Annotated in this window: 17 protein-coding genes (1 of these 17 running past the window's edge); 4 read left to right on the plus strand and 13 right to left on the minus strand. The window is 67.9% G+C overall.

What is annotated here, in order from left to right; translation table 11 throughout:
* Positions 1-486, plus strand: the 3' end of a protein-coding gene (locus M2352_RS25430) for a protoglobin domain-containing protein (protein WP_264667296.1). 1,635 nt of this gene lie to the left of the window's left edge; the window shows 486 of its 2,121 coding nt (coding positions 1,636-2,121); the start codon falls outside the window, past its left edge; it ends in the stop codon at positions 484-486.
* Between the two features lie 6 nt (positions 487-492).
* Here M2352_RS25430 and M2352_RS25435 read toward each other — a convergent pair whose 3' ends face one another.
* The 13 genes from M2352_RS25435 to M2352_RS25495 all read right to left on the minus strand — a co-directional run bounded on the left by M2352_RS25435 (position 493) and on the right by M2352_RS25495 (position 17,899).
* Positions 493-624 (minus strand): DUF1289 domain-containing protein, encoded by a 132-nt coding sequence (locus tag M2352_RS25435; protein ID WP_264667297.1) that lies wholly within the window; start codon positions 622-624, stop codon positions 493-495.
* Positions 625-695: 71 nt separating this feature from the next.
* A complete protein-coding gene (gene tssG / locus M2352_RS25440) occupies positions 696-1,784 on the minus strand; it encodes a type VI secretion system baseplate subunit TssG (RefSeq protein ID WP_264667298.1) in 1,089 nt (362 codons plus the stop codon).
* On the minus strand, positions 1,781-3,610 hold the full coding sequence (gene tssF / locus M2352_RS25445; RefSeq protein ID WP_264667299.1) for a type VI secretion system baseplate subunit TssF: 1,830 nt from the start codon (positions 3,608-3,610) through the stop codon (positions 1,781-1,783). Before tssF ends, tssG begins: the two co-directional genes overlap by 4 nt.
* Entirely contained in the window at positions 3,600-4,100 is a 501-nt protein-coding gene (gene tssE / locus M2352_RS25450; protein ID WP_264667300.1) for a type VI secretion system baseplate subunit TssE, read from the minus strand. The genes tssF and tssE overlap by 11 nt, the downstream gene beginning before the upstream one ends.
* A gap of 6 nt (positions 4,101-4,106) precedes the next feature.
* The gene (locus M2352_RS25455) at positions 4,107-4,601 is read right to left on the minus strand and encodes an Hcp family type VI secretion system effector (RefSeq protein WP_264667301.1); all 495 of its coding nucleotides are present in this window, start codon (positions 4,599-4,601) and stop codon (positions 4,107-4,109) included.
* Between the two features lie 144 nt (positions 4,602-4,745).
* Positions 4,746-6,236 (minus strand): type VI secretion system contractile sheath large subunit, encoded by a 1,491-nt coding sequence (gene tssC / locus M2352_RS25460; RefSeq protein WP_264667302.1) that lies wholly within the window; start codon positions 6,234-6,236, stop codon positions 4,746-4,748.
* A gap of 57 nt (positions 6,237-6,293) precedes the next feature.
* Complete coding sequence (gene tssB, locus M2352_RS25465) at positions 6,294-6,824, minus strand: type VI secretion system contractile sheath small subunit (RefSeq protein WP_264667303.1); 531 nt, start codon at positions 6,822-6,824, stop codon at positions 6,294-6,296.
* Positions 6,825-7,468: 644 nt separating this feature from the next.
* Positions 7,469-10,114, minus strand: coding sequence for a type VI secretion system ATPase TssH (gene tssH, locus M2352_RS25470; RefSeq protein ID WP_264667304.1), 2,646 nt, complete (start codon positions 10,112-10,114; stop codon positions 7,469-7,471).
* A gap of 83 nt (positions 10,115-10,197) precedes the next feature.
* On the minus strand, positions 10,198-14,370 hold the full coding sequence (locus tag M2352_RS25475) for a type VI secretion system protein (protein ID WP_264667305.1): 4,173 nt from the start codon (positions 14,368-14,370) through the stop codon (positions 10,198-10,200).
* A complete protein-coding gene (locus tag M2352_RS25480) occupies positions 14,358-15,287 on the minus strand; it encodes a DotU family type IV/VI secretion system protein (RefSeq protein WP_264667306.1) in 930 nt (309 codons plus the stop codon). The genes M2352_RS25475 and M2352_RS25480 overlap by 13 nt, the downstream gene beginning before the upstream one ends.
* A gap of 33 nt (positions 15,288-15,320) precedes the next feature.
* A complete protein-coding gene (gene tssK / locus M2352_RS25485) occupies positions 15,321-16,664 on the minus strand; it encodes a type VI secretion system baseplate subunit TssK (protein ID WP_264667307.1) in 1,344 nt (447 codons plus the stop codon).
* 42 nt (positions 16,665-16,706) lie between these two features.
* Positions 16,707-17,207, minus strand: a complete 501-nt coding sequence (locus M2352_RS25490; protein ID WP_264667308.1) for a hypothetical protein — start codon at positions 17,205-17,207, stop codon at positions 16,707-16,709.
* A gap of 83 nt (positions 17,208-17,290) precedes the next feature.
* Complete coding sequence (locus M2352_RS25495; protein ID WP_264667309.1) at positions 17,291-17,899, minus strand: hypothetical protein; 609 nt, start codon at positions 17,897-17,899, stop codon at positions 17,291-17,293.
* Positions 17,900-18,552: 653 nt separating this feature from the next.
* Between M2352_RS25495 and tssA the strand changes: the two genes are divergently transcribed.
* The 3 genes from tssA to M2352_RS25510 are packed head-to-tail and all read left to right on the plus strand — an operon-like array spanning position 18,553 to position 21,175.
* Entirely contained in the window at positions 18,553-19,701 is a 1,149-nt protein-coding gene (gene tssA, locus M2352_RS25500) for a type VI secretion system protein TssA (protein ID WP_264667310.1), read from the plus strand.
* A complete protein-coding gene (locus M2352_RS25505; RefSeq protein WP_264667311.1) occupies positions 19,698-20,666 on the plus strand; it encodes a transglycosylase SLT domain-containing protein in 969 nt (322 codons plus the stop codon). The genes tssA and M2352_RS25505 overlap by 4 nt, the downstream gene beginning before the upstream one ends.
* Positions 20,663-21,175, plus strand: a complete 513-nt coding sequence (locus M2352_RS25510) for a hypothetical protein (RefSeq protein WP_264667312.1) — start codon at positions 20,663-20,665, stop codon at positions 21,173-21,175. The genes M2352_RS25505 and M2352_RS25510 overlap by 4 nt, the downstream gene beginning before the upstream one ends.
* Positions 21,176-21,194: the final 19 nt, after the last annotated feature.

A 21,194-nucleotide genomic window follows, 5' to 3' on the forward strand; every position in this document is an offset into this window, starting at 1 on the left:
GACGCGGCGGGACGGATCACCCAGGCGTTCACCGCCGCCATCCGCAGCGGGCGGATCAGCAAGGCCGCCCTGTTCGACCAGCGCTATCAGGAGATTGCCGGCAGCAACCCCAAGCAGTTCACCACCGCCTTCACCACCCTGGCCGACGCGCTGCTGCCGCCCATCCAGGAAGAGGTGCTGACCCGCGCGCAGGGCGTCATCCTGTGTGCGGCGGTGGACCGCAACGGCTATCTGCCCACCCACAACCGGATCTACAGCAAGCCCCAGGGCAGCGACCCGGTGTGGAACGCCGCCAACTGCCGCAACCGGCGGATCTTCAACGACCGCGCCGGCATGCTGGCGGCCCACAACCGCCTGCCCATCTTCCACCACACCTACGACCGCGACATGGGCGGGGGGCAGGTGGTGTTCCTGAAGGAGGTGGATTGCCCCATCATGATCGACGGCGACCACTGGGGCGGGTTGCGTCTGGCCTATAAGGCGTAGGCGGCCTTACTCCGGCGTGCCGTCTCCAACCGGCGAAGACGGCACGCCGTAGATGTCATCCTCGGTGCGGCCGCAGCCCTCGCAGCGGCCGTCCTCGCCGATGATGCAGATCCCGACACAGGGGTTTTCGTCGTCCATGGCCGTCCCGCCGTGATGTGAGCCTTCCCGCCATCATGTAGGCCGCGCCCCGGTCCGCGGCAAGGCGGCGCTTACGCCGGGCCGGCGGTGTGGGGGGCGGTCCAGCGGGGGCCGAACACCAGCCCGGCGGGCGGATCCGCCGACGGTTTGGCCGGAAGGCGCGCGGTCCACCCCAGACGCGCCCCGTCGATGCGGCTGAGCCGGGCCGGCGGCAGGGCCGCGGGATCGGGGCGGATCTCCACCTCCAGCTCCAGCGCCGGATCGCCGATGCAGAACAGGCTCAACTCGCACAGAGCGGCAAAACCGGCCGTCCCCGGCAGCAGCCGGCCGAAATCCGCCTTGCCCAGCGGCCCGAGGATCAGCCGCACCCGCGCATCCTGCTGCCAAACCCGCTGCCCCGCCATGGCGGTGCGGCCCAGGGCGTTGTTGCGCCCAAGGCGCCCCAGCCGCGTCAGATCGCGGGCGTCCACCGCCTGCCACGCCCCGATCAGCTTGCGCCCCTGCACCGGCACGCCGAACAGCGCGCCGACCAGACTGCACACCGCCGCCAGCGAGCGGGGGTGGTGGGTCAGGATGCCGGCGTGCTGCAGCAGCGACCGGTCGGGTGCGGTCATGCGGTCGCGCGTGCCCGGGGTGCCCAGCCCGATCAGGCTGTAGAGATAGCGCGCCATGGCCGTGCGGTGCGGCGGCGTGCGGTCGAACGCCACCCGGTGCCGGCGGCGCACCTGATACATCAGCGCGATCAGCCGGTGTTCGAAGATGCCGAGGAAGTCGCGCATCCCCGCATCCTTGCGCGCCATCCGTTCCAGCAGCAGCCGGGTGTAGGGCGGCGGCAGCGGGCCGTGGGCGCCCGACAGGCCGAGGAAAGTGGTGTGGATCTCGTACGGCTCACCCGCGCGGGCGGCGGGGCGCACCGACACCACGTCGGACACCGGAAACGCCTGGGACGGCAGGTGGACGAAGCGCGCCGCCTCCTGCGATGCCATCGTGCCGGTGCCGATGCCGGCGGTGCCGGGGCGCAGCGTTTCGATCAGGTTCACCACCTGATAGAAATCGAAACGGTACGCCTCGCGCAGCAGCAGGCTTTCCACCGTGCGGCCCGCCGGACGGACGGCGGGTGCGGTTTGCGGCGAGGCCGCCGGGGTGCCGGAAGCGCTCATACCAGACCGCCCGCGCCGTCACGGATGGGCCATTCGCGCAGGATTCCCTCGCGCTGCTGGCTGCGGATGGACAGTTGGGTGAAAGCGTTCATCGACGCGTGCAGGGCGAAGAAACGGTCCAGCACCCCGGCAAAGGGAAAGATGCTGGAGCCGACGTAATGGCGCTCGTCGAAGCTCAGCACCACCTCCGTCCCGCGGCAGAAGCCGCGCCACGCATCGCGGCCCAGCCGGCGCACCACCGTGTGGCAATCCATGGACCGGATGCCCTCGATCTGCTGTTCGGCCACGGCGGTGTTGGCCATGTTGTAGACGCGCAGGATCTCCTTCAGCGATTCCAGCCGGTGCGGCTCGTTGCCGAAGGACAGGCGGTTGACCGTCAGCGTGGACACCAGCCGCCACAGGGTTTCCCCATGGGACGGCGGAGCCAGTTGCCGCGACGGCTTGGTCAACAGCACGATGCGCGACGCCGGCACCGTTTCGTCGGTCTTCAGGACAGTGTTGGCCGTCATGCGCTCGGCCAGGCCGCGGTTGGTGCACACCACCTCGGCGTACGCCACCTTGTCCGCCACATGGGAGGGGTGGAAATCCAGATCCACCAGGGCCAGAAGGAGATCGGTGCCCGACTGCCCCGGGGCCGACGCCGCCAGACGCCGCGTCATCCAGAACACGTTGCCCGAATCGCCGCCCATGTCGCCGTCCAGCGGGGCCGCGCGGTGGTTCAGGGCGAAATAGGGCCGCACCACCTCGGGCTTCGGACGGCCGGGCGAGACGAGACGGATGGACTCCACCGTGTGGATTTCCGTCGTCGCCTCCCGCCGCAGGTCGGCCACCACGCGGTATTCCGGCTGCTGGTGGGTGATGCGGATCGGCTCGCTGGTGCGGCGGAACAGGTTGATGACCGGGACGCAGCCCAGATGAAAGGTGCCGGCGTCCACCGACGGCGCGCGCTTTGGCATGTGCGAGAACAGGAAGGCGATGCGCAGCGCCCCGCCCGCGGGGCGGCGCTCCAGCCCGGAAATCTCGAAGAAGAAGAACTTGTCGGGAAAGGCGAAGTATTCCTGCACCAGCCGGTGGGGCACCCCCACCAGCCCGTCGCCGGGCAGGACCGTCTCGTCATCCTCGAACCCGACGAAGCGCAGCGCATCCGCCGGCAGCACCACCGTCTTGCGCGGGTCGTCGGCCACCAGCGCGATGCCCGACAAACTGGCCGACAGCATCTCATAGATCTGGCTGGCCTGCACCCGGTCGCCGCCGATGAAGAAACGCAGCGTTCGGAAGCCCTGGGCGTCCACCGGAACCCCGCTTCCCTCCACCCGGATTTCCACCGCCCCGGCGTACCGCCCGTCGGACGCCGGCAGGTCATAGTCGATGACGCTGGCAGGGCGCGCGTCGGTCACGCGCAGCGGCCACATCTCCAGCGGCCAGGCGGTCTGGAAACGGCAGGGAACCCCCTCCCCCGTTTCGGAATAAAGCGGCAGGCCCTTGGGTATCACCTCGCCGCCCAGGGGGCCGCCGTCGGAACCGACCACGCATTTGGCGATGGCCATGGATGGAACCGGCGCCATCATCTGGGGGAACAGCACCCCCAGCAGGCTGGCCGGGATTTCCAGGAATTCGGAATCGAGATTGTGCTGCAGCCGCGCGGTCAGATAGGCGAAGGATTCGATCAGCCGCTCCACATGGGGGTCGGCGGATTCGTCGCCGCTGAACTCCAGCCGGCTGGCGACCTTGGGATATTTGGCGGCAAACCACCGCCCTTCCCGCCGCAGATACGCGATTTCGCGCAGATAATGCGGAAGGAGCGGATCATGTTCGTCACCAGCCATGCTCGACCTCTGCGTCTCCATCGCCACCCAGATGCACCGGGAACGTCACCGGCACCGGAACACCGCCGGTCACCATCAGGGCGGAAATCTCCATGGTCACCTTGCGGTTCCTCAGCGTCTCCCAATCCACCGATACCATGACCGATGTCAGCCGCGGCTCGAAAGCGGAAACGGCGTCGGTGATGTCGCCGGCGATGCCCAGCAGCCCTTCCCGGCTGCGGTCGCCGGAGCGGGCGACGTCGGGGCCACCGTAATCGATGGTGCTGCGGAACGGGCGGGGGGCCGCACCGGGGGGAATGGGGGCCCGGGTGTTCAGCAGCCACGACAGCTCGCGGGCGATGGACTCCCGCATGCCCTGAAGATCGACGGCACGGAACGGCGAAGGCTCCGCCGTCCGCAGCGGCTCGTCATCGACGAGCCGCTCGAACAGCAGAGCCCGGCCGCTGTGCGCATGTCCCGAACGGGACGATCCGGATCTGGACTGCGCCACGGAACGTTAGGCCGCCTTGTTCTGGGCCAGATCCCAACCGGCCGACACCGAGCCGTCCTTGGTGCCCTGGTTGTTGAACAGGTTGTAGGTCCACTTGATCGAGGTGTAGTTCAGGGTCACCACCTCTTGCGGCAGGTCTTCACCACGCTTGGAGCTGTTCTTCACCGACGACACATACACGTCGGTCAGTTCCACCTGCCAGAAGATCTCGGTCGTGCCTTCCAGGGTACGGGCGTAGTAGAGCTGCACCTTGCCCAGGTCGATGCCCTTGGAGCAGGCTTCCAGCAGCTTGGCCGATGCCTTGTCCAGGTACTTCGCCACGATGATGTCGCCGTGCTGCGAACGGCCGCGGGTGCGCGAGTTGCCCGAGGTGTCGAAGGTCACCGGCAGGGTGATGGCATGGTCCACGGAGATCAGGTCGATTTCCTTGGCGTGGCCGTCGATCGTCGATTCACCTTCGATCGCGAACTTGTCGCCGATCTTCATGATGATGGCGTCCATCAGATATCCTCCATGCAATGGTGATGGTTCGATTTGAAAGCGCTGGAAAGGGCGGCATCCCGGGTTTTTGAAAAAGCGGGGAGGCGTCAGCGCGGGTATCGAGGGGCGCCGGACGACGGCCGGCGCCCCGAAGCACGTCTATGCTCAGCCGGCCGCCGGGGCCGGCAGATCCGCCACCAGACGGATCGAGGTGGTCAGCTCTTCCAGCTGGAAATGCGGACGCAGGAACACCGTGGCGCGGTAGGCGCCCGGCTTGCCCGGCACCTCGAACACGTCCACGCGGGCTTCGCGCAGCGGCAGGCGGGCCTTGGTCGGCAGCGAGGCCTGATCGTCCAGGGTCACGAACTGGGCCACCCAGGTGTTCAGGAACTTCTGGATGTCGGCGCGCGACTGGAACGAGCCGATCTTGTCGCGCATGATCGCCTTCAGGTAATGGGCGAAGCGCGACGAGGCCATGACGTACGGCAGCACCGCCGACAGGCGCGCGTTGGCGTTGGCGGCGTCGGTGTTGTAGACCTTCGGCTTGTTGACCGTCTGGCCGCCGAAGAACGCCGCGTAGTCGGTGCCCTTGCAATGGACCAGCGACACGAAGCCCAGGTCGTTCAGTTCCTTTTCCCGGCGGTCGGTGATCGCCACCTCGGTCGGGCACTTCAGCGCGATGTCGCCGTTGTCGGTCTTGAAGGTGTAGGCCGGCAGGCCTTCCACCAGACCGCCGCCTTCCACGCCGCGGATCGCCGCGCACCAGCCGTACTTGGCATAGGCATCGGTGATGCGGGCGGCATAGGCCCAGGCGGCGTTGCCCCACACGAACTTCGAATGGTCGGCGCCGCCGACGTCCTCGGTGAAGTTCACGCCTTCGACCGGCTTGGTCTCGGGCCCATAGGGCAGGCGCATCAGGATGTGCGGCAGCACCAGCGACAGATAGCGCGAATCCTCGCTCTCGCGCAGCGAGCGCCACTTCACCAGCTCCGAGCTTTCGAAGATCTTCGACAGGTCGCGCGGGTTGCCGATCTCGGCGAAGCTGTCCATGTCGAACAGGCGCGGCGAGGCGGCGGAGATGAAGGGGGCGTGCGCGGCGGCGGCCACCTGCGACAGGGACTTCAGCAGTTCCATGTCCTGGGCGTTGCGGCCGAACTCATAGTCGCCGACCAGCACGCCATAGGGCTGGCCGCCGAAGGTACCGTATTCGGACTCGTAGACCTTCTTGAACAGCGCGCTCTGATCGAACTCGGAGGCCTTTTCGAAGTCGGCCAGCAGTTCCTTCTTCGACGCGTTGAGGAAGCGCAGCTTCAGGTTCGGGCCGGTTTCGGTCCGGCCGACCAGATAGTGCATGCCGCGCCAGGTGGCTTCCAGCTTCTGGAACGCCTCGTCGTGCAGGATCGCGTTGAGCTGGCCGCTGATGAGATCGTCGATCTCGGCGATGCGCGCCTTGATGACCGCGGTGGAGTCCTTGCTGACGGCCACGCCGCTGTCGATGACCTGGGCGATGAACTGCCCGATCAGATCCTTTGCGTGGGCGGTCTGCGACTCGTCGCGCGCCATCTTGCCATCGGTCAGAATGCGGTCGAGGATCGAGCCGCTGTCCTGCGCCGTTTCAACCAGCATACCCTGAGCGTCAAGGGTTTCGGTCGCCATTGTAATCTCCAGATACCGGTCCGTGGAGGAGCGTCGTCAATGATGGGCGGGGGCGGATCAGGCCGGCTCGTCTTCGGCGGCCGGCGCCGGCTCGGCACCATCCAGCGCACCGCGCAGGGCGGTCTGCTGCTCGGAGCTTTCCATCACCGACACCAGCAGGGCGTTCAGCTCGTCGTTGCCTTCCAGCTTGGCCAGCAGGTCGTTCAGGCGCTCGCGGGCGTCGTAGAGGCGGCGCAGCGGTTCGACCTGCTTGATGATCGACACGGGGTCGAAGTCTTCCAGCTTGTTGAAGCGCAGGTCGATGTTCATCTGCGAGCCGTCGTTGGCCAGACGGTTCTCGACCTGGAGCGGCAGGCGCGGGCCGGTGGCGGCCATCACATCGTCGAAATTGTCGCGGTCGATTTCGACGAAGCTGCGGTCCTTCAGCTTCGGCAGCGGCTTTTCGGGCTTGCCGGCAGCGTCGGCCAGGATGCCGACGATCAGCGGCAGTTCCTTGTTCTGGATCGCATCGCCGATTTCCACGTCATAGGTGATCTGGACGCGGGGGGGACGAACACGGTCCAGCTTATGCTGAAGGCTCTCGCTCATCTAGGATCACTCCCAGTTAAAAGTTAGCGTTTCCACTCAAGACGGTCTGATTTACCCGAAACCCGCACCTGGCGGCACGTCGTCCAAGGAGATAATGACCATAACGAACAGCAAACCCGCACATAGGTCTATTCAGATAACAACACGCATCCAAGCAATAAATTGATTTGTTATTGTAATGAAATAACAAAATTACGGATCATACCAATTCTGCAATGTTACATTTTTTACATGAAAAAATGCTTGCGTTGCCAATCAATCAAAAAATAATAAAATTAAATAATCATGCCAAATCCAAAAACAAAATGCCCTTTGCAAATTAAATTTGCCACACGCAATGCTTTGCTTTGGATTTTCCATCAGGTTTTGCCATCAACCAGCATGAATATTGAAAAATCTGCATGTATTTCGCGTATGCGCAGAATTTTTCTTCACGCCATGCCCCATCAACACTCCTCCGCGCCGACAAAACCATAGAGACAGAAGTTGCTTTTATGGATGATGACCAAGAAACCGAAGATTGTCCATAGTTCCAATCCCCATTTTTGTCACAGCCGGGGAAATGACCGGGACCGAGACCCGTGTTGCGGCGCAATCAACACGCCGCAACACGGAATTTCAATCAACACGCTGCAATCAAGCGCTCATTCAAACGTATAGAGGAAACCGATCTCGTTCACGGCGACATGTATGGTGGAGAATGGTGTCCCATCGACCATCCGCCGTAGCACCTCGTCCGACAGCTCCGCCAGCACTGTGTTGGACAGGACGGCATCGATGGAACGTGCGCCACTCTCGGTTTCCGTCGCCCGTTCGACGATGGCGTCGATCACCGCCGGATCGAAGGTCAGCTCCGCCCGGTGGGCATCGCGCATGCGGTTCTGGATCTTGCGCAGCTTCAGACGGGCGATGTCGCCGATCTCCCGCGCGGTCAGCGGGAAATAGGGCACGATGGTCACGCGGCCCAGGAACGCCGCCTTGAAATGGTTGACCAGATAGGGGCGGACGATATCGACCAGATCCTGCGGGTCGGGGCGGGTGCGCGCCTTCAGGCAATGGTCCATGATCGCTTCCGACCCCAGGTTGGAGGTCATGAAGATCACGGTGTTGCGGAAATCGACCACCTCGCCCTCGCCGTCCTCCAGCGTGCCCTTGTCGAACACCTGATAGAACAGCTCCGACACGTCCGGGTGGGCCTTTTCCACCTCGTCCAGCAGGACGACGCTGTAGGGGCGGCGGCGCACCGCCTCGGTCAGCACCCCGCCCTCGCCATAGCCGACATACCCCGGAGGCGCGCCTTTCAGGTTCGAGACCGTATGGGATTCCTGATACTCGGACATGTTGATGACGATCATGTCCTTGTGCCCGCCGTACATCAGTTCGGCGATGGTGCCGGCGGTCTCGGTCTTGCCCACGCCGCTCGGGCCGACCAGCAGGAACACGCCGGTGGGCTTTTCCGGTTCCGCCAGGCCGGCGGAGGCGGTGCGGATGCGCTTGGCGACGGTGGCCAGCGCATCGTCCTGGCCGATCACGCAGTCGGCCATGCGCTCGCGCAAGGTCAGCACGCCCTTGATGTCGTCGCGCACCATGCGGCCCGCCGGAATCCCGGTCCAGCCGGAGATGACGGAGGCCACCACATGGGTATCGACGCACAGCGGCACCAGCGGGTTTTCCCCCTGCATGGTTTCCAACTCGCGGATCAGGCCGGCGATGCTGTGGCGCAGCCCCTCCACCTCCGCCCGCGCCACCTCGTTGGTTTCGGCGGCGGCGGATTTCTCGAAGACGGTGGCGCGAAGCTGGCGGATGCGCTCCACCATCCCCTGTTCGGCGGTGAAGGCGGCGTTGAGGTCGGCCTGTTCCGCCACCAGTTCCTCGCGGCGGCGCACCAGCGCGTCGATGCGCTCGGGCTGGCCGATGCCGGCGTTGCGTTCCCGGCGCAGCAGCGCCAGTTCGCTGTCGATGGTCATCAGCTCGTGCCCGATGGCCTCGATGGGGGCGGGGGTGCTGTTCTGTCCCACCGCCACCCGGGCGCACGCGGTGTCCAGCACGCTCAGCGACTTGTCCGGCTGCTGGCGCCCCGACAGGTAGCGCGACGACAGGTGCACCGCGTCCATCACCGCCTCGTCGGTGATGACCACGCCATGGTGCTTTTCCAGCCGCGGCAGCAGGGCGCGCATCATGGCGATGGTGGCCGCGTCCGACGGTTCCGGCACCTTGACCACCTGGAAGCGGCGGGCCAGAGCCGGATCCTTTTCAAAGTACTTCTTGTATTCCGCCCAGGTGGTGGCGGCGATGGTGCGCAGCTCGCCGCGGGCCAGCGCCGGCTTCAGCAGGTTGGCGGCGTCCCCCTGCCCCGCCGAGCCGCCGGCACCGATCATGGTGTGCGCCTCGTCGATGAACAGGATGATGGGGGTGGGGGACTTGCGCACCTCGTCGATCAGGCGGCGCAGCCGGTCCTCGAACTCGCCGCGCACGCCGGCACCGGCCTGGAGCAGCCCCAGATCCAGCGTGCGGACCGAGATGTTGCGCAGCGGCGGCGGCACGTCGCCGGCCACCACCTTCTGCGCGAAGCCTTCGACGATGGCGGTCTTGCCCACACCGGGCTCGCCGGTCAGGATCGGGTTGTTCTGGCGGCGGCGCAGCAGGATATCCACCAGTTGGCGGATCTCGGCGTCACGCCCGATGATCGGGTCGATCTTGCCGGCCCGCGCCGCGGCGGTCAGGTCGTTGGTGAAGGTGTCGAGCGCGGTGGCCGAGCCGCCCGCGGCCGCCGGGGCGCCGGTGGGCACCAGCGGATCGGCGGCGGTGCGCACCGTGCCTTCGCCCGTGCCGGCCTGGCACAGGGCCTTCAGGTCCACCTTCAGCCGGTCCAGCGGGATGCGGGCCAGCGACGGCACCTTCTGCGACAGGACGCCCATGAGCTGCTGGTTTTCCAGCACCGCCAGCAGGATGGCGCCCGAGCGGATCTGCGGTTCCCCCAGCGTGAGGGAAGCGGTCATCCACGCCCCCTCCAGGATCTTCGGCATGTCCTGGGAAAAGGCGGGGGTGCGGGTGGAGCCGCGCTTGAATTCGTCGATGGCGACCGACAGTTCCGCCTGCACCGTGCCGGGGGCCACGTCGTACTGACGGAACACCGCCTGGATGTCGGAGGGCTGGACGTCGATCAGCTTGGCCAGATAGTGCTCCACCTCCACATAGAAATTGGAGCGGGCCACCGCCAGGGCCGCCGCGTCTTCCAGCGCGCGGCGGCAGGTCGCGTTCAGCTTGCCGACCAGAAACTTGATTTCCATGGATGGTTCCCTCGGGACTGTCCCTTAAGGGGGGACGCGGGAGCCGCCGGAACCGATCGTGGTTCCGGCGCTCCGGGGTTGGCTCAGAAGCTCGTGGGCCGCACGTCGGGGAAGCGGATGGGGAAGGCGGGAACACCCTTGGCCGGCGTCTTGCCGCCCGCCCCCGCCGTCACCCGTGCCGCCAGGAAGACCACCGTGTCGGGGGCCGCCGTGCCGGATACGGTGCGGGTGGGAACGGTGATGCGGATCACCTGCTGGCCGCGCAGCATGGGATCGAAGCTTTCGGGGTTGCGCACGCCGCGGGCCACCAGCAGGCGCAGCAGCGACCACGGCCCCTTTTCGACGATGGTGGCCTTGTCGTCGGTGACGGTGGGCGCCCCCGGACGGCCATCGGCGCGGCGGGGACGGTAGTCGGACCCCGACGCCCAGCGCAGCGAAATTTCCACCGGTTCGGAATAGGACCACACCAGCGTGCGTTCCTTGGTGTTGGATCCCGCCGCCGAGGAGCCGGAGCGCATGGACCATTCGATGATCTGGTCGCCGCCGACCTCGTTGACGCGGTTGACGCCGAACGTCAGCTCCGCCGACAGCTTCAGGCTACCCGACCCTTCCGGTTCCACGATGTCGGCCAGGAAGGCGCGGCTGCCCTCCACCTGTTCCACGAACTGGCGCAGCGGGCTGTTGCGGCGCTTGTCGGTGGCCAGTTCCTGCTCGATGCGCGGCTTCATGTCGTCGTACAGGCGGTAGAAGCGGCGGATGTCGGCGGGATCGGCGTCGGGTGCGGTCAGCGCATCCTCGGCCCGGACGAAGGGGAAGCGCCCGGCCAGGAGCTGGCCGAAGCTGGCGCCCAGCTCCTGCATCACCGTGTGGATCTGCTGGGCCTGGAACCGCAGGCAGCGTTCGTTCAGCCGGGAGAGCGACTGGACATGGATGCGCGAGAAGTAATCCCCGCCGCCGACCATGCCGACCCGTTCGCCCAGCACCTCGCGGCAATTGTCGCGGCCCACGGCGTTGCCGACGTAGAGCACGTATTTTTCCAGCTCCGACAGGGCGTTGTTCGGGATCTGCTGGTCGTAGCGGTCGATGGCCGCCAGGATGTCCTGCCAGTCCTGCACCGCCCGCTCGGCGCCCGGCGACCCGATGCGGTAGGGATCCTTGATGTAGTCCAGCGCCGGCTTGGCATAGGATTTGGCCAGCACCCGCACCCGCTGGCGGGCGGACGCGATCATGGACGCCAGCTCGCCGCCGTTGGCCGCCCCGAAGGCGCGGGCCAGGGCGCCCGGCTCGCCGTCCCACCGGCCGATGTTGTCCACCAGCGGCTTGTACGGCTCTTCGGAAGCCAGGACGTCGGTGACGCGGTTCAGGATCTGCACGCTCTGGGCGTTCAGAAGCTGCTCGATGTCCAGCGTCGATCCCGGCTCGGCGATGGGGCGCACGCCGTCCATCAGTTCCTGGATGATCGGCGCCACCGTCAGGAACGACGCCACCTGATCGGCCAGCGAGCGGTCGGTGGCAGCGGAACGGAACGTGTCCTCGTTGTTCGACACCGACACCGCGCGGGCGGTCAGCGTCATCACGTTGGACACCATGCGCCGGCCCACCGCGATGCGCAGGGCCGAATGCAGGGGCTTGGGAAAATCGCTCAGCCGCTGCGCCACATAGGTGGAATAGTCCACCTTGTACTGCTTGGCCTGATTGAGGACGGTGGCGTCCCACATCAGATGGCTGTCGGCGCTGACCGGCTCGAACTTCGCGGTGCCCAGGTCGGCCATGAAGCCCTGCGACAGCAGCACCTCCATGGGATCCATCAGGTCGTGGAAGCGCTCGTTGAGCTGGAACGGCGCGCCGGCCTGGGTCTGCACGAACACCCGCCCGACAAACGGCATGTCCAGGCCCAGCATCTCGTCGCGCAGGGCCATGGACCGGGTGGCGATGGTCTTGCCGATCTCCTCGAACGTGCGGCCGCTCAACAGCACCGACACGGCGATGCGGCCCAGCAGCATGTCGATTTCCGGCGGCGACTTGGCCTCCGCCGACAGGATCCAGCGGTTGACCGGCGCGTCCGCCACCGAGCGGAGCTGCTGGTAGGAATACTGCATGTCCTGCAGATCCCTGGCGGAAATCCGGTTCGACACCGCGTTGGCGCGCAGCGTCTCAAGCTGGGCCTGCAGCCGCTTGGACCAGAAGCTCAGGCTGTTGCGCGCGAACAGGTCGTCGTACAGATCCTCGGCGTACTGCAGCGCGCCCACGCCGGCGGCGGACTGCAGCGGATCGACGTTGATCTCCTGCAGCTTCGCCATGCGGATGGCGTTGGAGCGGAAACGCTCGTTGTCCTTCAGGATCGACGGCGGGGACACGCCGAACACGTACTGGGTCAGGCTGGCCAGATCGGAGAAGGAGCCGGTGCGGCGCAGCCGCTCGTACCGGTCGAGGTTCTCGCGCAGTGCCGCCAGATGGTCGATGTAGCGCGACAGCCGCTGGTATCCGGGCAACTGCTCGATGGAGCGCGGGGCAGCGCGGGAATCCATGTTGACCGCCCCCGACCGCGGAGCATCGCCCATGCCGTTGGCCCCCAGCCCGCCCACGGCGGTGTTCAACTGCTGCAACAGGCCGCCGCGCAGCGATTTCAGCATCATGCGCTGCATGGCGATGCTGACCAGGGATTCCAGATCGCCGTCCATACGGCTGAGCAGCGAGGTGGGCAGCAGGAAGGACGAGAGATCCTCGCGCTCCACCAGCACCGCCGCCGACAGCAGCCGGGCGATGGTCGGGGGATCGGCGGCGGCTTCCGCCGACAGCCCGCCCATGCGCGCCCGCTCCTCGAACCGGATCAGGTCGCGGCGGGTTTCCTCCACCGTGGAGCCGATGACGCGCGCACGGTCGGCCAGCGCGCCGCTTTCATAGATCACCGCACCGGTCAGCAGCGCCGCCGTGCCGGCCAGGGCCGCCTGCGCCAGCCGCGTGCGCTTGGTGGACACGAACAGGGCGCGCGACACCGGGCGCGCCAGCCCCAGTTCCTGGAAGATCTTCTGTTCCAGCACATCGCGGACGAAGGCGACCGGCGGGGCCGACGACGACGGGCCGTTGCCGGACGGCAACGCCGTCAGGGCGCGGTAGCTGTCCACCTCGTCCGCGGCGGCGGGGGCGCTGGCACCGGTAAAATACACCCCGCGCAGCACGAACACCTCGTGATAGGCGGTGGGGGTGAAGATGCGGCCCAGAAGCTGTTCCATCGGACGGCGCAGATGCTGGAAGCTTTCCGGCAGCAGCGCCAGCCGCCCGCGCTCGTCGGCCAGGGGCTGGCTGGCGAACAGGTCGGTTTCGATGGCGGCGATGTCGGCGGCGGTCTCGTCGAAGATCTCCGCCACCCAGCGCGGGTTGTACGACGCCTCCACCCCATAGGGGCTGGACCAGCCCAGCATCGAGGCCGACAGCTCCGCCGGCAGGGCGGCGCAGAATTCCGGGAACCCGTCCAGCGCATCGCACTGGGTGACGATCACATAGATGGGAACGTTGATTTCCAGCGTCTTCTGCAGTTCCCACAGACGGTTGTGCAGGGTTTCCGCCTTTACCAGCAGGGCGTTGCTGCCCTCCGCCGTCTGGTCCAGCAGGTCGCGGGCCGAGATGGACAGGATCACCCCGTCCAGCGGACGCTGGGGCCGGCTGGCCTGCACCAGCTTGATGAAGCGTTTCCACAACGTGCCCTCGGGCGCGCGGCCCCCCGGCCCCAGCACCGCCCGGCCCGCGAGATCCAGCACGATGGCGGTGTCGAAGAACCACCAGCTGCACGCCGCCCCGCTCTGCGGCACCGTGCCGGGGCTGGAGAACGGGCGGTGGATGGGGGCGGAGGCGAACAGCGTGGTCTTGCCCGCCCCCTCGTCGCCCAGCGACAGGAACCACGGGATCTCGTAGCGGAAGGTGCGGCTGGGAACATGGCGCTTCAGCAGGTCGAGCACGTCGGCGAACGACCGCTCCAGCGACACCGTGGACACCCCGTCGGGCAGAACGGCGAAGCGTTCCGGTTCAGGGGCCGCGGCCGCCGCCGCCCCCTCGGCCTGGCCGACACCCGGCTGGGCGCGGAACTGGCGCGACAGCACCCGGCGGCGGATCACCGCCCCCACCGTCGTCACCAGCAGATACGCGGCGGCCAGCCCCAGGACCAGCAGGATCAGGGCCGCGATGTAGGGCCAGTAGGGCTGGATCACCGACCACGCGGAATAGAACAGCCCCCAGGGCGACATATTCAGTTGGGCCATGACGTTCCCAGATTTTCGATGGCGGCGCGCGCGGCCCCCAGATCTTCGGCGATTCCCCCGGTGTTGACCGCCCACACGATGTGGGACACCACCAGGAACAGGGCGGCCACGCCGCCGATCGCCCAGTACCAGACGCGGGTCGTGGGCAGGAATTTGGGCTTGGCGTCGCTGATCAGCCGTTCATAGGCCCGCCCGCTGGCCCGCGACGACACGGGCCGCCCCTTGGCCAGCAGCCGGTGCAGGCGCAGGCGGTATTCCGTCACCTCGCCCCGGCTGTCGTGGGCGCGGAACTTGCCCTCGAACCCCAGCCCCAGGACCGCCAGATAGACCGCGGCCAGATCGCGGCTGCCGCCGTCGGGCTGCTGGAACAGGCGGTCGATGCGCTGGAACAGCCCCTCGCCCGCCACGTAGGAGTTGAACAGGCGCTGCTCCAGCAGCACCGATTTCCATGCCTGCCGCCCCGGCCAGTCGAGGCTGAGGAACACGTCGTCCCCCAGGGCGGCCATGGCGTACTTCGCCTCGGCGAACAGGGCCGCGGCAAAGGGACCGCCGGAACGCGCCGCTTCCTGCCCCAGGGTTTCCAGCAGTTGGACCAGCCGGTCCGACAGCTCTTCGGCCAGCATGGCCGAGGACGGCCTGGCCGCGGAGAAGGCCGCGGGCGGCGGCGGGGCAACCGCCGCAACCGGCGGCCCGCCGGCCAGCGGCGGCGGGCCGGACACCGGAAACGCACCGGCCAGCGGCGGCACGGCCGAAGGGGCCGGCGCGGCGGCCAGCGGCGCCGGGGCCGGGGCGGGCATCGACGCCGACGCCGGCATCGACGCCGACGCGATGGCACGGGCGCGGCACGTCAGCAACTCGGCATAGAAGCGGCGAAACAACGCGGTCATCGTCGTCCGGCCGCTCAGGCTGTGTTCCATGGCTCAAAGCTCCTTGGGGCACGGGGGCCGGGGTCAGCCCGGCGGCACGAACAGCATGATTTCCGACGGCTGGATGGTGCGGCGCGCATCCTGCTGCACGATCATCAGCGGCTCGCCCGCGCGCACGAAGCCCTGGGCCGTGTCCAGCGCGAACAGCAGCATGCCGCGGCCCGGAACCACCTGCAGCTCGTCGTCCCGCTCGATCAGCCGGCGCGGCGCGCCCAGGATGCGGCGCGATTCCAGATCGGAGATCAGCGAGGACGACCCGATCAGGCACGAATCCAGCCAGCTCACCGTTTCGGCCTGGGTCATGCTGGCCCCGTGGCGGATGCCGATGGTCAGGCCGGGGCGCAGCCAGCGGTCGCGCAGATAAAGGCTGAACGCCGCCTGGGCCCGGTCGAACGCCACCGCCACATAGGTTTCGCTGATGCGGTCGAGCACCGCATGCACATACCGCCCGGCGGCGTCGAACGCCGGCCACGGGTTGTCGTGGGCATAGGCCGGCAGAACCGGCGGAATCAGGCTTTCGGTCATCACCGACACCTGTCCGGCGATGCCGGACAGTTCGGTGTAGAGCACCGCCGGGTGGGTGTGGCGGGACCGGGCGGCCACCTCCAGCCGCGGCAGGGATGCCACCAGCGCCTGGATCATGGTCTGGTCCTGCTGCGACACCACCCCGCCTTCGCGCACGGCGGCCTGGATGCGTTCGGACAGCATCACCGCCTTCTGCCGCATGCGCTCGGCGATGCCCAGGCACAGCGCGCCGGGGCGCGCGGCGGGATCGTTCAGCGGCGCCGGCGGCACGAAGGCGGTGAGGGAGAAGGTCTCGTTGCGGAACTCCACCTCCGCCACCGCCAGGGTGACGAAGCGCCGCGACGGCTGGTTGGACACCAGAAGCTGGATGTTCGGCACCATCCGCGGCACGCGCAGGCGCCCGTCGGGGGTGTGCTCGTCCACCGCCTCCGGCCCCTCGGCCGTCAGATAGCGGGCGGTGCCGCCCGCGGTCAGGGTGCCGTCGGCGGCGGCCACCGGCACCGCCAGATGGATTCGTTGCGGCTTGGCCTTGATGTCGTCCTGCGCCTGGGTCAGATCGACGCTCAGCGTCTGTTCCGGGCAGCCGTCCTGCGGGTCGGTGGAATAGGTCACCACCAGCCCGTCGGGCATCACCGCGTGCAGACGGGTAACGGTGAACAGGCCGTTGACCAGGGCGGCCTTGTCGATCTGAAGCTCGATCACGCCCCAGGCATCGGGAGCGGCAGCACCCAGCCGGGCCGACAGCAGCGCTTCGGTCCGCCGGTCCTGCTGCTGGAAATGCTGGGGCGAGAGCATCATGCCCTCGTGCCACAGAATGGCGTGGGGGGTGGCGGGGGCGCTCATGCCGGCACCCCCGGAGACGACAGAAGAACCATGACCGGCCCCTTACGGCGTAAGCGTTTCAACGGTGAAGGTGTCTTTGAGCAGGTGGACGACGACCGCATCGTCGGAGGCCACGCGGAAACGGTGGTCCGCCGGAGTGGTGTAGCCGGCGAACACGAAGACGGCGACCACCCGCCCGTCGAAGGGCGGCAGCTCGCGCAGGCCGATGCGCTGGCCCGGCACCACCTCCCACGACACGATGTCGGCGCTGCGGGGATTGTCGCGCAGGATCTGGGCGCGGTTGGCGAACCAGTCCTGGGACGGCACCTTGGCCAACTGGTCGGCCAGCGCCAGATTGCCCACCCGCACCACGTCCACCGGCACCGGGCGCCGGCCGTTGGCATCCGAATCGGCCAGGAGCTGGATCTTGTCCACCTGCACCTTGGGCGGGCGCCCCAGAACCCAGTCGGCAGCCGAACACCCCTGAAGGGCCGCCACCGCCGCGACAGCCACGGCAAAGCGCCGGACGGCGGCACCCTTTTTCCCGCAAACGGCCTTGAACATCCAAACCCCCGCTCGTCTCACCCTCGTTTCCCCCGCACCGGCCCCGTCACGGCCGGGAACCCTCCGCGCACCGGCCATGTCCGTCACCCGACGGGACGCGGCACGGGCCGCCGGAACGGCTCCGGCACCCGCTCGCGGGGCACCGTCTCGTCACCGCCGCGGCCGGCCCCGGCGGGCGGGGCCGGCGCCGCCAGGGACGCATCCTGTGCGGCGGGCACGGCGGCCAGCGCCTTCGCCATCACGTCCACGGCCAGACGCTCGTACCCGGACAGGGCCGCCTGAATTTCCCCGGTCAACTGATCCATGCGGGTTCCGGTGTCGGCCTGAAGGGTGCGGATCTGAAGCCGCACGTCACCCAGTTGCCGGTCGATCCGCGCCACCGCCGTGGCCGCCGACCGCACCGCTTCCGCCAGCGCCGCCACGGCGTCGGCATCCGGCGCAGACGGCGCGGGCACAGGCACGGGCGGCGGGATGGTGGCGCACAGGGTCTCCACCCGTGCACGCGCTTCGGCCTCGGCCGCGGCAAGCCGGCCGTTCAGCGCCGCAAATTCCGCCGCCATCAACCTTTGCATGCGGGATGCCCGGACCAGGGCCGACAGGGCACAGACCGCCGCCAAAAGGGACGCCCCCAGAACCGCGGCGATGCCCGCCGGTCCGCTCAGAAGGAGCGCCTGCAACTCCGGATCGATCATGCGCAGCAGTTCCCATTCATGAATTTAGAAATCCGCGGCTTGACGGCTGCAAGGCATCCTATTGCAGTAACGCATCCGGCGTCTATCACCTTTGATTGGCGTGCGCAAGGTAAGCAATGAATGATTGATAGGTTGTTGCCTGACACGATTACAATCCGGCGATGATTGACAGAACATCATCACCCCTCGTGCCAATCTTTGGCCGAATGACCGGATGGCTTGTCCCACTAATTTTTCCGATTGGAGACAAAAACCTGCTTTTCTGTTTCAGTTTGGTAACAGAGCGCCGTGACGCTATTACAGAAAAAAGCAAATAAAACCCATCAATGCGCCGATACGTTGAGTTTGAAGCGGAACGGATCCCATCGGGAGCAAAACCCCCTTGGCGCCTCACCTCCCGTCCACAGTCTAAGGATGCTGACACATCGAAGGGAGCTTGTCATGGGAACGTTGCCCCGTCATGCTCCCCTCCACCGGCCCGTCCGTCCGCCCCGCCGCCGGCCCACCACACCTCGGCGTTGCATCGGGGGCGTTGCATCGGGGGCGTTGCATCGGGCGGGCACGCGGCGGTTTGGTCCGGCCCGGCGGGAAACACGCCCCGCGCCGCGATGACGAACGCATCAGGATGACGAACGCATCAGAAGGTATTGCGAATGGATGCCCAACCGGCGACGGCCGAACCGCAGGATTACCGGCCACGGATCGCGGCGCTGCCCTACGCCGCGCTGATCAAGCCGATTTCCCCCGACGCTCCCTGCGGCGAGAGCCTGCGCTACGACGATGCCTACGACCGCCTGCGCGAGTACCAGCGGGAGGAGGATGCCGGCCTGTCCCAGGACGTCTGGCAGCGGGAGGTCAAGCGCGCCCAATGGCCCGACCTCTACCGGCTGGCGGTGGACGTGCTGCGCAGCCGGACCAAGGATCTTCAGATCGGCTGCTGGCTGACCGAGGCTTTGGCCCATCTGCACGGCATCCCCGGCATCATCGACGGGCTGAACCTGCTGGGGGACTATGGCGCGCTCTACTGGGCCGACGTCCACCCCGAGGTGGAGGACGGCGATCTGGAATGGCGCGCCGCCCCCTTCGTCGCGCTGGACCGCCGCCTGGTGGTGTTCCTGCGCCAGGTGCCGCTGACCAGCCCGGCCACCGCCGACGCCAGCCCCTGTTCCCTGGATCAGTACGACGAGACGATCCAGATGGAGGCGCTGTCCCGCCGCAACGCCAAGCAGTTCGAGCGGCTGGCGTCGGAGGGCAAGATGACGCGCCAGCGCATGCTGGCCAGCGCATCGCTGACGCCCATGGATTTCTTCGTGGCGCAGGCGCGTGAACTGGCCGGCCTGCTGGCCGAGGTGGCGAAGCTGGAAGGCCGGCTGGAAGCGCTGATGGGCCGCGATGCGCCGTCGTTCACCGGCACCCGCGGCGTTCTGGACAACATGGTGCGCGTGATCAAGGAGATCGGTGGCATGAACGACATCCCGACCGACGCGGCCCCGGACGCCGCCGCCGTTGCCGGCGCGGAGGATCCGGCCGTGGACGCCCGCGGCGCCAGCGTGTCGGAATTCCCCAACCGCCCCGCCGGCCCCATCGTCAGCCGCGAGGACGCCTACCGCCGCCTGACCGAAGCGGCGGATTACCTGCTGCGCACCGAACCCCACAGCCCCGTGCCCTATCTGATCAAGCGGGCGGTGGCGTGGGGCCGGATGGACCTGTCGGAACTGCTCCAGGAACTGATGTCCAACGATCAGGATCTGTTCAAGACCTACGGCCTTCTGGGCATCCGCGAGTGGACCGGACGGAAATGACGGGCGGCGCGCCCCGCGCCCTGTGTCTGGCCGCCGCCGTGCTCGCCGCCGCGGCGGGGACGGCGCCGGCCCTGGCCGACAGCCGGCAGAGTCTGGAGGCGCGGGCGCAGGGGGGCGATGCCGCCTCGCAATACACCCTGGCGATGATGAGCCGGAAAATGGGACCGACGGGCATGGACCGGTCGGTGTCGCTGCTGTGCCGCGCCGCATCCCAGGGCCATACGGACGCGGCCTATCAACTGGGCCGCATCTATCTGACCGGCATCGGCGCCCCGATGGACCCCGACATGGGGGCGGCGTGGCTGCGCCGCGCCTCGTCGCGGGGCCATGCCGGCGCCACGTCGATGCTGCGCACCATCGGGCCGACCATGGCCGTGGCCGCCCCCACCTGCGCCGGGCGGGCGGTTCCGGCGGTGGCGCCGCGGGCGGGCGCCGGTTTTGCCGCAGGGCCGGGCGGCTATGCCGGGGGGTACGCCAGTGCGGCCATGCCGGCCGCCGCGATGCCCGCCAGCCCCCTGTTCCGCGATGTGCCGCCGGTCCGCGGGCCGGCGGATGCTCCGGCGGATGTGGTGGCCATCGTCAACCGGCACGCCGGGACCATGGGGCTGGACCCCGATCTCGTGCTGGCGGTGATGCGGGTGGAATCCCGCTACCGCCCCGATGCGGTGTCGCCGAAGAAGGCCGCCGGGCTGATGCAGCTGATGCCCGCCACCGCCCGCCGCTTCGGCGTGGCCGACGTCTTCGATCCCGAGGACAACATCCTCGGCGGCATGCGTTACCTCCGCTGGCTGCTGAACACGTTCCAGGGCGACGTGACCAAGGCCGTCGCCGCCTACAACGCCGGGGAAGGAGCGGTGGAGCAGCACAACGGCGTACCACCCTATGCCGAAACCCGCGAGTATGTGGAGCGCATCCGCGCCGTCTATGACCGCGCGTGGCATCCCTACGCGCCGGGAACCCCGTGACCATGCTGTCCGCGCTGCTCCGCATGCTGGGCCAGTGGGCCGAACGGGGGTCGCGGGCCGGCGGCGGCTCCGCATCCTTGATTTTGGTGCGGCTGTCCGACACCCTGTTGCGGATGTCCTCGCACCTCGCCCCCCCGCCCCGCCCGGCCACGCCGCACCCGGCCACGCCCGCCGCCCCCACCGCGGAAACCATAACGGGGGCGGTTCCGGTGACGGCGGCGGCCCTGCCGCCGGCCCCCGCGTCCCCCTGGCACGCGCTGCGGCTGTTCGGGCTGACGGTTCTGTGGGCGTGGCGGGTGACCACCGCGCCCATCCGGCTGACCGTGTGGCTGGCCGAGGCGGTGGTCACCCTGTCCATGGCGGCGCTGATCCTGGGTGCCGCGGCCTGGGCCATGGGGCTGATCCCGGACGACACCATCCTGCGGCTGGCCCGCCCGCTGATGGAGCGGCTGGGCGGTTTCGTGGTCCACAGCATCGAACAGGTTCTCCAGAACCGCGGCGGCGGGTGAACCATCCCCCCCGGCGGAA

The organism is Azospirillum fermentarium, from assembly GCF_025961205.1.
GTDB classification, from domain to species: domain Bacteria; phylum Pseudomonadota; class Alphaproteobacteria; order Azospirillales; family Azospirillaceae; genus Azospirillum; species Azospirillum fermentarium.

Bases quoted from the DNA above. Each gene is read 5' to 3' on its own strand.
- tssF (WP_264667299.1), bottom strand. From the start codon at position 3,610: ATGGCTGGTGACGAACATGATCCGCTCCTTCCGCATTATCTGCGCGAA.
- M2352_RS25480 (WP_264667306.1), bottom strand. From the start codon at position 15,287: ATGGAACACAGCCTGAGCGGCCGGACGACGATGACCGCGTTGTTTCGC.
- M2352_RS25490 (WP_264667308.1), bottom strand. From the start codon at position 17,207: ATGTTCAAGGCCGTTTGCGGGAAAAAGGGTGCCGCCGTCCGGCGCTTT.
- M2352_RS25475 (WP_264667305.1), bottom strand. From the start codon at position 14,370: ATGGCCCAACTGAATATGTCGCCCTGGGGGCTGTTCTATTCCGCGTGG.
- M2352_RS25435 (WP_264667297.1), bottom strand. From the start codon at position 624: ATGGACGACGAAAACCCCTGTGTCGGGATCTGCATCATCGGCGAGGAC.
- tssB (WP_264667303.1), bottom strand. From the start codon at position 6,824: ATGAGCGAGAGCCTTCAGCATAAGCTGGACCGTGTTCGTCCCCCCCGC.
- tssK (WP_264667307.1), bottom strand. From the start codon at position 16,664: ATGAGCGCCCCCGCCACCCCCCACGCCATTCTGTGGCACGAGGGCATG.
- M2352_RS25455 (WP_264667301.1), bottom strand. From the start codon at position 4,601: ATGGACGCCATCATCATGAAGATCGGCGACAAGTTCGCGATCGAAGGT.
- tssC (WP_264667302.1), bottom strand. From the start codon at position 6,236: ATGGCGACCGAAACCCTTGACGCTCAGGGTATGCTGGTTGAAACGGCG.
- M2352_RS25495 (WP_264667309.1), bottom strand. From the start codon at position 17,899: ATGATCGATCCGGAGTTGCAGGCGCTCCTTCTGAGCGGACCGGCGGGC.
- M2352_RS25505 (WP_264667311.1), top strand. From the start codon at position 19,698: ATGACGGGCGGCGCGCCCCGCGCCCTGTGTCTGGCCGCCGCCGTGCTC.
- tssG (WP_264667298.1), bottom strand. From the start codon at position 1,784: ATGAGCGCTTCCGGCACCCCGGCGGCCTCGCCGCAAACCGCACCCGCC.
- tssH (WP_264667304.1), bottom strand. From the start codon at position 10,114: ATGGAAATCAAGTTTCTGGTCGGCAAGCTGAACGCGACCTGCCGCCGC.
- tssA (WP_264667310.1), top strand. From the start codon at position 18,553: ATGGATGCCCAACCGGCGACGGCCGAACCGCAGGATTACCGGCCACGG.